Annotated in this window: 12 protein-coding genes; 10 read left to right on the forward strand and 2 right to left on the reverse strand. The window is 50.9% G+C overall.

Translation table 11 applies throughout. The features are described 5' to 3' along the window. Window positions 1–357: 357 nt before the first annotated feature. Together B0I18_RS00005 and B0I18_RS00010 are read left to right on the forward strand one after the other, a co-directional pair. Window positions 358–603 (forward strand): heavy-metal-associated domain-containing protein, encoded by a 246-nt coding sequence (locus B0I18_RS00005; protein WP_106520601.1) that lies wholly within the window; start codon window positions 358–360, stop codon window positions 601–603. Window positions 604–1,030: 427 nt separating this feature from the next. Further along, the gene (locus tag B0I18_RS00010) at window positions 1,031–1,705 is read left to right on the forward strand and encodes a hypothetical protein (RefSeq protein ID WP_146146615.1); all 675 of its coding nucleotides are present in this window, start codon (window positions 1,031–1,033) and stop codon (window positions 1,703–1,705) included. A 36-nt stretch (window positions 1,706–1,741) separates the two neighbouring features. Here B0I18_RS00010 and B0I18_RS00015 read toward each other — a convergent pair whose 3' ends face one another. Continuing rightward, window positions 1,742–2,899: a thioredoxin family protein gene (locus B0I18_RS00015; RefSeq protein WP_106520603.1), complete on the reverse strand. Its 1,158-nt coding sequence runs from the start codon at window positions 2,897–2,899 to the stop codon at window positions 1,742–1,744. 178 nt (window positions 2,900–3,077) lie between these two features. On the opposite strand from B0I18_RS00015, the gene B0I18_RS00020 reads away from it, so the two are divergent. From B0I18_RS00020 to B0I18_RS00050, 7 genes are all read left to right on the forward strand, one after another. Next, a complete protein-coding gene (locus B0I18_RS00020; protein WP_106520604.1) occupies window positions 3,078–4,175 on the forward strand; it encodes a sensor histidine kinase in 1,098 nt (365 codons plus the stop codon). Beyond that, the gene (locus tag B0I18_RS00025) at window positions 4,172–4,894 is read left to right on the forward strand and encodes a LytR/AlgR family response regulator transcription factor (RefSeq protein WP_106520605.1); all 723 of its coding nucleotides are present in this window, start codon (window positions 4,172–4,174) and stop codon (window positions 4,892–4,894) included. Before B0I18_RS00020 ends, B0I18_RS00025 begins: the two co-directional genes overlap by 4 nt. A 185-nt stretch (window positions 4,895–5,079) precedes the next feature. Then, window positions 5,080–5,295: a hypothetical protein gene (locus B0I18_RS00030; RefSeq protein WP_106520606.1), complete on the forward strand. Its 216-nt coding sequence runs from the start codon at window positions 5,080–5,082 to the stop codon at window positions 5,293–5,295. Window positions 5,296–5,572: 277 nt separating this feature from the next. Continuing rightward, on the forward strand, window positions 5,573–8,815 hold the full coding sequence (locus B0I18_RS00035; protein ID WP_106520607.1) for an Ig-like domain-containing protein: 3,243 nt from the start codon (window positions 5,573–5,575) through the stop codon (window positions 8,813–8,815). A gap of 175 nt (window positions 8,816–8,990) precedes the next feature. After that, on the forward strand, window positions 8,991–9,197 hold the full coding sequence (locus B0I18_RS00040) for a hypothetical protein (protein ID WP_106520608.1): 207 nt from the start codon (window positions 8,991–8,993) through the stop codon (window positions 9,195–9,197). 130 nt (window positions 9,198–9,327) lie between these two features. Further along, window positions 9,328–10,083: a peptidase associated/transthyretin-like domain-containing protein gene (locus tag B0I18_RS00045; RefSeq protein ID WP_181358264.1), complete on the forward strand. Its 756-nt coding sequence runs from the start codon at window positions 9,328–9,330 to the stop codon at window positions 10,081–10,083. A 2-nt stretch (window positions 10,084–10,085) separates the two neighbouring features. Next, the gene (locus B0I18_RS00050; RefSeq protein ID WP_106520610.1) at window positions 10,086–10,496 is read left to right on the forward strand and encodes an energy transducer TonB; all 411 of its coding nucleotides are present in this window, start codon (window positions 10,086–10,088) and stop codon (window positions 10,494–10,496) included. Here the strand turns inward: B0I18_RS00050 and B0I18_RS00055 are convergent, their stop codons facing one another. Beyond that, the gene (locus tag B0I18_RS00055) at window positions 10,497–11,048 is read right to left on the reverse strand and encodes an AAA family ATPase (RefSeq protein ID WP_106522002.1); all 552 of its coding nucleotides are present in this window, start codon (window positions 11,046–11,048) and stop codon (window positions 10,497–10,499) included. Between the two features lie 58 nt (window positions 11,049–11,106). Between B0I18_RS00055 and B0I18_RS00060 the strand changes: the two genes are divergently transcribed. Beyond that, window positions 11,107–12,798, forward strand: coding sequence for a S41 family peptidase (locus B0I18_RS00060; protein ID WP_181358265.1), 1,692 nt, complete (start codon window positions 11,107–11,109; stop codon window positions 12,796–12,798). Window positions 12,799–12,831: the final 33 nt, after the last annotated feature.

The following is a 12,831-nucleotide window of genomic DNA, read 5'->3' on the forward strand; positions in this document are numbered from 1 at the left end:
CTCATGAGCACCAATAAGAAAATAAAAACACAGCGAATAAATGCTGCAGGACGCCGTATAGAAAGAAATACAGTTCCCACAGTCTGGCCCTGTACTTTAATTCGTTCGTCATTCCTTCGTCCATTTTTTGCTACCGCCCGGAATATTTCTTTTAGGCGTACAAGGCATTTTTAGCAATTTTCTACAGTCTTGATTTTTGCTTCTTTGTATCAAGACAAAGAAGAATAAAAAATATCAGGGTAAGTATACCCCCCAGATATTCCACTTGATCCAATAAATGTTGTAAATAAACCCGGGAATAATGTAACAGTACCTTAGCCCTGATACCGGAAATTTGTACTATAAAAAAAGAAGAACATGAAAAATATAACGTTAAGCATACCCGGCATGCAAAGCAGCCATTGCCAATCGAGGGTGCGCAGCGCAATAGAGGCCGTGAGCGGGGCAACCGTAGAAAACCTGGCTGCAGGCGAGCTGACTGCGACTGTAGCCAACAACGAGACAACAGCGACATTGATACAGGCTATCGAAAAAGCCGGATATAAAGTAAGCAATGATGATGAGGGGAGCATCCAGGATAAGGATATAGGCTGCGAGGGCTAACCAATAACCGGAGACCACGGGGACGGCTATATGCTGTCCCCGTTTTTATTACCCGGCCAACAAAACGTTCCCCGTATCAGTCAATCCTGCAATCCATATTGCATGGCTGACCAGGTTCAGCAACATACAACCGGGAGACACATTTGCCACCCGATACAGCCCGCCGCTGAATTAGTACTAATAAACACTATTAAGTACTCTTAAACACTTTATGCCGCAGCCCCGGGATATCTTCGCAATAACCAATTCTATACCGGGCTACCGGTTTAAACCCTGAGCTATGCAAAGATCCTTTCCCCGGGCGGCTTTTATCCTCGCCCTTACGCTTTTGCTGTTACCCGGCGTACTGTCTGCACAATCACCTGCATCCGGACAGCACACACAGGAAACTGATTTATCTGCCTTAAAGGGGCAAAACGTGGACTCCATGTTATTATCCGCCACCCGTAGCCTGCCCCCTGAAAAAAGGCAACAGATCACGGAGGCGCTCGCTGCCATGAAGCAGGAAAACCCGGAGATCAAAACCGTACAGTTAAAAAACAAGACCGTAAAATTTATACCCATGGCGCATGCCGGGCAGTCGCTGTTTTATGACCATGTAAAAGCAGCTATCCTGGCCCATAAAAAAGAAGGCTACACCGTATTCTACGAACAAATAAAAGGCTCAAAACCTGCGGCTAGCGGGGCTGCACCGGCGACGGACAGCCTGCGCCTTAAGTTTCGTAAAATGATCGGCACCGAACCCACCCGGAAGACGTACAGTATGCTCAGGACCTTCTTCCCGGGCATAACGGTGCAACCGGCCTACGACTCGCTGGGCGTAACGGCGACAGATGTGAATGCAGATGTAAGCACCGCGCAGATGGTGCAGCTGTATGAGCAATTATATGGACCTATAACACTTGACGCCTGCGACTTTAAAACACCGGCAGGCTCGGGGCTCTATCCCTGCACGCCCTTAAAACATAACATCGACCCGGTAATCAAAGATTTCAGGAACCGCGAATTGGCTAAAATGATCAAAGCAGCGCCCCAGCGTAAGATCCTGGTGATATACGGCGCAGCACATATCAACCCGGTAATGGACATGATCCGCCGGTAAACGGATGACAGCAACTGTGTTCAGCGGCGCCGCACATCAAAAGCGGGCCAGGGCTTCTTCGCTTTCCTGCGTATCCTCCCCATTTGCTTTTCCCATAGCAATAGCCTGTAGCATGGTTGCTTTAGCTTCGGCTGTATGGCCATGTTTAAACAAGAGGCGGGCATAGGTATCCAGCACCGCAAACGAAGGATTGCGACCGGCCACATCCCTGATCAGCAGCGTTGCACGCCCGGTCGCCTGTTTATCGCTGCACTGTTCATACACTTTCCAGCAAAAATAATTAAGGCTGTTGTCGCTGATGGTCTTGCGGCGTATGCGATCGCCGACCAGGTCGGTTGCTTTAGCCCAGTCGCCCCGGGCCATATACAACTCCAGACTGTAACTATCCTCGCATTCGGCAACCTGTGCGGGCGACAAATACTCTTTTGCAAACTGCACAGCTGCGGCATAGGCCGCCTCGTCCTTCGCTTTAATTGCCGCATGAAAGCGGTCGCTCACCATACGATCCAGGATAAACTGCGCATCCGGTTTGCCATACCGCGCTTCATACTCCGGTTTATGTTGCAGGAAATAATCCCGCACCCGTTCGGGGGCATCACCAAAGTAGGCGAGCACCGCCACGCTTACTTCCGACATCAGGTCCTTATTACCGGCCCAGTACTGCTCCAGGTCGCCGGGCCTGATATCGGCCGTTCTCCGTACAAATTTCTTATAAAAGGCAGGGTATACAGCCGGGTCGATGGGCCCGGAAAAACCTTCGATGTATTGGCCCCGGCTATGCAACGTCCTGCTTTCGCGCAGCAGCTGCCGGTAGTTATCTGTCAGCGGGCCACGACTGCCGGTACCGAACATTTTATGGATCAGCCGGCCATCGGCAGTAAGTATAACCGTGGTCGGGTACGAACAGATATGATGCTTCAGCGACAGGTTAAACACCGAGTCTTTTTCGGCATCGTAGCGGAGCACTACAAAGTGTTTACCGATCTCGGCAGCCATGCTGTCGTTCCTGAAAACGGTCTTGTCCAGTACTTTGCAGGGCACACACCAGGTGGTGTAAAAATCGACGATCAGTAATTTCTGCTGTTGCCTGGCCGTATGCTGCGCCAGCTCATAATCCTGTTCAATAATCGTAAGGGGTTGAGCCCCGGCCCTGCAGGCGAGCAGGACCATAACGGCAATCAGAAGCTGTTTCATATAAATTATCGTTTTTAAGAAGAACAAAGATGAAGCGCCGGAAGCCGCCGTGGACGCATGTTCGGACAAAGGAGCCGCTTACGCCTACGAAATGCGGCACCTGCTCTTCGTCCGAAAAAAACAGGTATTGATATAAGATCAGGAGCATCATTAACCCGTTTCGTATAATTTTGAACCGATGAGGCTGCAAAAGACCGGTACATTTTTTAAATCCTACCTGTTTATCAGGTTATTGCTGAACGCACTGTTTTTATACATCTGGATCAAAGGAACGGCCGGCAATTTCAGCCGGTCAGCAGTAACCGGCAATGACCGTACGCTGCTGCTTTTCCATACCATTTTCTACAACGGCGTCCTGCTGGCAACGCTATATATCAATACGCTGCTGTTTATCCCGAAGCTATTGCTGCGCAAAAAATACGTGCTTTATACCCTTGGCCTGTTGCTCAGTATTACCCTGCACACTGTGATGCTTGTCTTTTACCGGGAGTATGTACTGGACCAGATACCCGGCGTAAAGACCTATGACTTCAGCTATTATTCGGCATTTACGCGGAGCACCCGGGAGCATACGCTGAAATTTTTCTGCTACACCTTTTACAGCTCTTCCTGTTTTACCGTCATCCAGTTTTCCCTGATCTTCCTGGGACAGCATTTTTTTATTGCTGTACGCCAAAACGAACGGATCAAAAGACAACAGGCCGAGATCGAACTATCGGTGCTGAAGTCGCAGATCAATCCGCACTTCCTGTTCAACGTGCTGAACAGTATTTACTCCTTATCCTTACAAAAGTCGGACCGGGCGCCCGAAGTCGTAATGGGGCTTTCGGAAATACTGCGTTATATGTTGTACGAGGCGCGGCATGAATTTGTACCCCTGAAAAAAGAAATACAGATGGTGCGCGATTACACGGATATAGAGAAAATGCGGCTCAGCAACGGCCAGGTGTTGCAGTTCCGGTGCGACGAGCGGATACCGGCCTACCAGGTCGCGCCTTTGCTGCTGATCCCCTTTGTGGAGAACGCCATCAAGCATGGCACCAATACAATGGCAGATGATGCTTTTATCGATATGGAGCTGCAAGTCTGCGATGACCGGCTGCTGTTTCACTGTACCAATAATTACAAACCACAACCTGCCAAACAAGACAGCGGCCTGGGCCTGGAAAATGTAAAAAAGCGACTGCAGTTGTTATACCCCGGCAAACACAGCCTGGAAATTAAACAGCAAAACAATATTTTTGAAGTAACCCTTTCAATAGCGCTAAGCCTATGAATTGCCTGATCGTTGATGATGAGCTGCTGGCGCAGGATGTGCTGGCACTGTATATTTCCAGGATTGATTCGCTCAACCTGGCCGGCCGTTGCAACAATGCGCTGCAGGCTTTTGCCTTCCTCAGCCATACCCCGGTCGACCTGATGTTTCTCGACATCAAGATGCCGGAGATGAGCGGGCTGGACCTGGTCAGAAGCCTGAAACACCCGCCCCGGGTCGTGGTCACTACCGCCTACGACGAGTATGCCCTGGAAGGTTACGAACTCGATATTGTCGATTACCTGCTGAAGCCCATCCGCTTTGAGCGCTTCCTGAAAGCCGTAAATAAAGTGCAGCAATTACAGCATCCGGCACACAATCCTTTACCGGCAACCGACACGGCGCTCCAGGCTATAGACGAAGCTTTTTATGTACGCAGCGACCGCAAGCTGGTCCGTATAGATCCGCAGGAAATCCGTTATATAGAATCGTTCAAAAACTACCTGACCATCCATACCGTCAACCAGGACATTATCACGCATATGACGCTGGCTCATATCGAAGAGGAGCTGAAACACAATCCCAGCTTCGTACAGGTACACAAATCATTTATCGTCAACACCAGGTTTGTCACAGAAGTAGGCAATCATACCATCCGGATCAAGGACCATACCGAGTTACCCGTGGGTGGCAACTACAAAGAAGGCCTGTTACAATCGATCCGCATTTATAATACCTGATCCTGGAATCCGGGAGCTTTGCATAACACACCGTTTGCAATAAAACGCAGGCAGGCCGCGCTGTTATCGGGTATGATGCGCGCTATCCTGAAACAGCTATTTTGCAACGGCATGACAGGAATTGTATAACGTAATAGCTTATCGCGCGGAACATTTATTATTTTTGCGGCTCTTAAAACAAGCATATGGAGCAAAAACCGGCAGCACATTTTGAAAACAGGGAATATTTTTATAGCGTCGAAAGCAAATCGCCCACCGAAATCATCGCGATCCTGTACAGTACCCGTTACCACCTGATCAAAACCAAAGAAGATAAATGGGTCAATCATCCCAGCAATAAAAACAGTATGGCTCCGGGGCTGATCAACGCCCTTGTGGAAGCCATCAACAAAGAAGCCTGAGCCACCTTACGGTGGCTTTTTTTACACCCGGAGTTTTTACCCGGCCATTACCCGATGGCACTCCTCCTCTTTTATGTAGTACCGGCACTGCGGCCGGCTACCTGTTATAAATATCGGTAACTATTGAGTATATTCACGTCCGCCAACGATATCGGGGATACTGTTGCCACTTTCCCGGGGCCTGCCGGAGCGGCCCTAACCAACGTATTGCACAGCAATCCCTGTCCTATCCTGGTGAGATAACACACAACCTTCAAACCTAATCTATGTATCCTTTATGAAATCACTTTTTACAGTAGTTCTTTGGGGCTGCCTGCTCTTTGGAACGCGGGTATCGGCCCAGGTAAGCGTAACCTCTACAGGCGGCACGCCCGGACCCACTACTTATGCAGATTTTGTAGCGGCCTTTACCGCGATCAATAACGGTACTCATACCGGCAGCATTGCCGTACTGGCCACAGCCAGCTTTTCACAGAGTGCCACAGCGGTACTGAACGCGAGCGGCAACGGGTCAGCCAGTTATACCGCGGTGGTCATCAAGCCGGGTACCGGCGCCAGCCCCGTAATTACCAATACGGCAGACAATACCGCATCTATTAAACTGAATGGGGCAGATAACGTAACCATCGATGGCTCCAACAACGGCACTGCCAGCAGGGACATGACTTTCCAGAACAGCAATTCCAGCGGCTCGGGACAAGGCTGTAATATATGGCTGGCCAGTAATGGCACCGATGGTGCTACCAACAATATCATCAAGAACTGCAAAATACTGGGATCGAGTTATTCGCTGGGCGCTCCTTACATGGGTGTTGGCATCTACAGCAGTGCCACTACACTGGCCGGTTACTGGCTGGCCACTTCGGTTACTACTGCGGCCAACAGCAATAACCAGGTATTGAATAACCTGTTTAATTCGGCTAATGCAGCCGTGGTATTCAATGGCGGCTCCGGCATAGGCGAAACCGGCAACCAGGTAGTTGGCAACCAGATCGGCGATGTAGCCTCGGCTACCAACCAGAAATTTACCAATGTCGGCATTTTCATGCTCAATCAGACCAACTTTACCATCAGCCAGAATACCATCGAATGGTTCAATGCGACCAATACCAATGTAGTGCCGGGCGGCATTTCTATCGGTGCGGGTTGTACGTCCGGTACCATTACCCGCAATATTATCCGCAACCTGCGTTTTACCACAACGGTCAACCAGGGAGGCCTTGTACTGAATGCCGGCGCCACCAATAATATCGGGGTATATAACAACTTCATTTACGATGTGGCCTCGGCAGGTTCTGCCACGGCAGCTAACAATGCTTATGGCATAACGATCAATGCCGGCAGCGGGTATAATATCGGATTCAACTCGGTGTATATGAATACCAACCCGACCACTACGGCTACGGGGTACCAGGCCGCGTTATATATCGGCAGCAGCCCCAGCGGCCTCAATATCCGTAACAACCTGTTTGTACATAACGGCACCAACACCGCGAATAAATTCAGCGTTTATTCCGTAAACACAGCGCCCGCATCTTCGACCATCGACTATAATAACTACTATACCAGCGCTGCCGTATTGGGTTATGCCAGTGCCAACCAGACGGGCCTGAGCGATATGCAAACCAATTTCCAGGCCGGTCTTAACCATGCCCGGAATGTGCTGCCCGCCTTTGTTTCGGCAACCGACTTGCACCTGATTGCGACCAATGCCACCAATATCAGCAACCTTGCCGGCGCAGGCACCACCATTACCGGCATTACAACCGACATCGACGGTAATGCCCGCAATGCCACGCCTACCCTGGGCGCACACGAACTGGCGGTAGCCAGTTGCCCTGCACCTACGGGCCCTAATGTTACCGGTATTACCACCACCTCCGCCATTCTCAACTGGACGCAGGCCGGTACCGCTACCACCTGGCAGATCCGGTATGGTGCACCACCGCTCAATACCAGCACCGGTGGTACTGCAATTATTACCACCACCAAACCCTATACCCTGAGCAGTCCGCCGCTTACGGCCAATACCACTTACGAGTTTGCGGTAAGGGCGATATGCGGCGCCGGCGATACCAGCCTCTGGTCGCCCATTACCAGCTTTACCACCACCTGCGTAGCGCCTACGATCACTTCCAAAACAGACAGCTTTAATTGCGGCACCGGCGCTGTAGTATTAAAAGCCACGGCCTCTACCGGTGGTACCATTAACTGGTATGCCAATGCTACCGGCGGCCCGGTACTCGCCTCCAGCAACACCTTTACTACCCCATCGCTGACCACCACTACTACCTATTATATTGCCGCTGCTGCCGGTACCTGCGAGAGCACACCACGCCAGGCCGTAGTAGCTTCGATAAGACCCGTACCCATCGTGAACATCGGCAACGATACCACCATTTGCCCGGGTATAACCTATACCATGAATGCAGGCAATGCCGGCGCTACTTATCTCTGGAATACCAATGCCACCACGCAATCCATATCGGTAAACCAGGCCGGCATTTACTCCGTGCTGGTAACACTGAATGGCTGTAACGGCTCCGATGCCCGCACGATTACCAACGGTGTGGTGCCGCAAAACAACCTGCCTGCCACTACCGATCTTTGCGAAGGCGAAACCGCCAACCTGAATGCAGGCAACAGCGGCAGCACCTTCCTGTGGAGCCCGGGCGGCGCTACTACACAAACCACCAATGTAACCACCGGCGGTACCAAATCCGTAACGATCAAGAGCACTACCGGTTGCGTTATTACCAGCAATACCAATGTGATCATGCGTCCGCTGCCGGTAATAGCCTTAGGCCCGGACACCAGCATTTGCGAAGGCGCTACCATTGTGCTCGATGCAGGCAACCCCGGGTACAGCTACGTATGGACACCGGGATCGAATACTACGCAAACGCTGAATGTAACAGACTCGGGTAAATACTCAGTAACCGTAACTACGCCTTATAATTGTGTAAGCACTGCCGAACGCCACGTGGCATTCCTGCCCTCGCCGCGCGTAGAAGGCTTTAACTTTATCCCGCTGTTTTACGAAAACCTGGGCAAGGTTAAATTCAACCCGCTCAATCCAAGGTCTGTAGACAGCTACCTCTGGAACTTTGGCGATGGCACAGCTACATCGACGCTCAGCAACCCGACCCATACCTATGCCGCCAGCGGTTATTATAACGTAACGCTGAAAGTATTCAACGGCTGCTCGCAATACGAGACCAGCCTGCTGATCCATGTAGACAATGCAACAGGCATCGTAACCCTGGGCAAAGACGAAACCAATGTGGTGCTGTATCCTAACCCCGCATCGCATACACTGACCATCAGCAACCGGAACCCCGATCATAAAATGGAAGAGATACAGGTATTCAATGCCGTGGGCGCTGTGGTCTATCGTCAAAAAGCCAGCAATGCCTATACGCAGGATATACCCGTACAACAACTGGCCAATGGCATGTATATCGTTCGCATCCTCACCAATAAAGGCTGGATCAGGCAACCGTTCCAGGTGCTACGATAAACCAACCAGGAAACGATACTGTATAAAGCCCCGGAAAATATCCGGGGCTTTGTGTTATCAACCAAAGATTTACCTCCTGGCCAACCGGCCATCACATCACACTTTAACATAATCTAACTCTTTAAAATCTTACTTTTAAGGTTACATATTCCTTAACGCAAAAAAATACCGGTACATGAAAAAGAAACATCTGCAGACAAAACTGACCTTATCTAAAAAAGCTATTCTCGGCCTGAACGAAGCGGAGCAGGTAAAAGGCGGTGCTACAGCGGCATGCAATACCCTGTATGCGCAATGCTTTTCGCAGTTGCCCAATAACTGCGGTAGCGTAAAAGTAGCCTGTATCCCTTATTCCGAAGCACGTACCTGCTGGTGCGTGTAAGCAATCTTAAATTTTACGGAGCGCCCCGTCCTGTAAACAGGACGGGGCGCTCTTTTTATAATCCCGTATCAACAGTCATCATTTGCTTTTACCCAGGTATTTTATGTATCTTAACAGCATGGAACAAAGGATGTTACGACTACAGCTACCGGAAGCTTGTAACGAAGACTGGAATGAGATGAAACCCAGGGGCTGCGGGCGCTTTTGCGCGCAATGTAATAAAACCGTGATCGACTTTACGGAGGCCGATGATGCGGCCATCGCACGCTTCTTTGCCAACAAACCGTTGCAGGTTTGCGGCCGTTTCCGGGACGACCAGTTGAACCGGCCTATTCCCTTCCCGGACACGAAAGAACGCGCAGGACTCAGGCTGCAGCTGGCAAAAATAGCCGCCTCGCTTGCGCTGCTGCAGGCAACGGCTACCAACCTGCAGGCGCAGGAAAACCAACAACAGATCGTACTGAGCGGCAACGTTACCGACTATCTCAGCCAACAACCCCTGGCCGGTGTGGAGATTACAATAGCAGGCATCAACTATCCTAAATATTCGGACCGGGATGGTAATTTTTCCTTTGTACTACCCGCTGATTACGCCGGCAAAACCCTGACGGTACAAGCTACCTATCCACTCAACGCTGCGCAGGAAATACCGGGGTTCAAAATCCGGGAAGAACAGGTATTGATCGGGAGCCATACCGCCACGGTACAGCTTAAACGCTACCCCTATACAGCGCTGGAAAAGATTGACATATCGGTGCCGGACACACGACCACGCACCGGCGAGGTTTATATCGAACCGGAACCAAGAACCACTTCCGCTGCTGCCGCACCCCGGGCATCGCTGTCCCAACGGATTAAATCCATCTTTAAAAAGAAAAAACAATAACGATGCGCATTGTGATCTGTATGGTAAGCATGTTGCTGCTGGCGGGTGTGCAAGCCCGGGCCCAACCCGGAAAGAAGCAAAGCGGCAATGTCCGCACGGCGGCCGCAGCGGCACGGTTTATACCACCACAATTCCCGGGTGGCCCCAAAGCATTGGCCACCTTTTTAGACCGCCGTATACGTTACCCTTCCCTTGCCCGGGAAACCGAGCTGCAAGGCACGGTGCTCCTGTCGTTTTTTATTAATGAACAAGGCCTGCCGGAAGACATCCGCATCACACGCGATATCGGCGGCGGTTGCGGTGCAGAGGCCGTAAGAGTGGTGAAGCAAATGCCGCCATGGATACCCGGTACTTATGCGGGCAAAAAGGTAAGGGCATGGTATGAACTGCCAGTTTCCTTTACGCTGCGATAATCATAACAACACCTGCTGTATGGCCGCTACGGCGCATTCCAGCCTTTGTTGCTCATTGCCGGTCACCAGCACAAAGGGGATACCGGACTGCTGTACGATATCTTTATAGATATGAAAAAAGTAGGCGCGCATTTGTGGTTCGGGATGCTCGCGCAGCGGATCGTCCTGCCAGGGCATATCGATATCGGTAAGCAGGTAAAGATCATAAGGACGCATAGCGATCGCTTCGAGTATCCAGGCCGGGCAATGGTTGTATTTATCTTCGCTCCATACCTTAACCACCTGCAGGTCGGTATCGCAGAAGAGCAGGTCGCCGCCGGCCGCTGCTGCGGTCTTATCTTCGAGCGCGATCTGCCCGCGGGCGATCGCTTCCAGGTCGGGTGCCGTATAAGGCCGGTCCAGCTGCTCCAGGTACAAGCGTGCATACTCCGGTACATGCGCTGTATGGAAATAACCGGCCAGCCCGGTGGTCAGGGTACTCTTGCCCGTAGACTCCGGGCCGATGATCACGATTCTTTTCAGCGCATTATCCAAATCAAATTCCTCCTGCATGTTTAATGGCGCAAAAATCGTTATTTTGCTTGTCTGATTCACAATAATTTTTATGAACATGAGCATTTTAAGGAGCAGGTTGAAAACCTGGGGACTTAGCGTAGCGATAGGACTGTATGCATTACCGGCAACGACCCATGCCCAGGCGAATGATGGTACGGATAAATACTTCGAGATCTCCAAGAACCTGGAAATCTTCTCCAATGTATTCAAAGAATTAAATCAGTTTTACGTAGATCCTATAGAGCCGGGCAAAATGGTAAAAACCGGTGTGGATGCCATGCTCAACGACCTGGATCCTTATACCAACCTGATCACAGAGGCCGATGCGGAAGATTACGAGCTGCAGATGACCGGTAAATATGGCGGCATAGGCGCGGCTACGCGTACCAACGACGCCGGCGACATTATTATATCCGACCTGTTCGAAGGCGGCCCGATCGATAAAGCGGGTATCAAACCCGGCGATATCGTGGTATCCATAAACGGGCAGCGTATTAAAGGCAAAAGCTCCGACGATGTGGGCCTGCTGATGCGCGGCGCACCGGGCACCAAACTGACCATGGTGATCAAACATCCGCTCAATGGAAAGGAGAGCACCAAAGAAATTACCCGCGAAGAAATAAAACTCTCGAGCGTACCGTATGCAAGCCTTACCGGCGCCGATAAAAACATAGCCTATGTATACCTGACCCAGTTTACGCAGAACTGCGGCCGCGATGTACGCAATGCGCTCGACAGCCTGAAACGTGCACAGCCGGCGCTTAAAGGCGTGGTGCTCGACCTGCGCAGCAACCCGGGCGGCCTGCTGGACGAAGCCGTAAACGTCTGCAATATCTTTGTAGATCGCGGGCAACTGGTAGTAAGCACCAAGGGCAAAAACAAAGACTGGGACAAACAATACAAAACCCAGACCACCAGCTGGGATACCGAAATACCACTGACCATCCTGGTAAACCATGGCTCGGCATCGGCCTCTGAGATTGTGGCCGGCACTACGCAGGACCTTGACCGCGGCCTGATTATCGGCACCCGGTCCTTTGGCAAAGGCCTGGTACAAACCGTACGTACCCTCGGGTACAACTCCCGCTTAAAAGTAACCACGGCCAAGTACTATACGCCAACGGGCCGTTGCATACAAGCGCTCGACTATTCGCACCGCAACGACGACGGCAGCGTATCGTCGGTACCCGACTCGCTGAAAAAACCGTTTAAAACGAAGATAGGCCGTACCGTGTATGACGGCGGCGGTATAGAACCTGATGTAAAAATGGACGACGAAAGACTGAGCCCTCTGGCCATTACGCTGCTGAGCAAAGGCTTTATTTTCGACTATGCCACACAGTACTATTACAGCCATCCGACCATTGCCCCGGCTGCCGACTTTACCCTTAGCGAAAAAGAATTCAAGGATTTCGAGAACTGGCTGAGCGGCAAAGACTATTCCTATAAAACGGAAAGCGAAGAACTGCTTGCGCTGCTGAAAGAAAAAGCCGACAAAGAAAAGTATTTCGACAATATTAAAAACGAATTCAACACCCTGTCTGCCAAACTCTCGCACGACAAAAAACAAGACCTGAACAACAATAAGGCAGAAGTGATCAACCTGCTGAACAACGAGATCGTGAGCCGCTACTATTACCAGCGGGGCCGCGTGATCAACAAACTGAAGCTGGACGACAACGATCTGAAAAAAGCGATCATGCTGCTGCTGAATACGCAGGAATACAAATCCCTGCTGAAGGTATAAACGGTGGCGGGGTTTGTATCCGTTTGGAAAAAA

It is taken from the genome of Taibaiella chishuiensis (genome assembly GCF_003014535.1).
Taxonomy (GTDB): domain Bacteria; phylum Bacteroidota; class Bacteroidia; order Chitinophagales; family Chitinophagaceae; genus Taibaiella; species Taibaiella chishuiensis.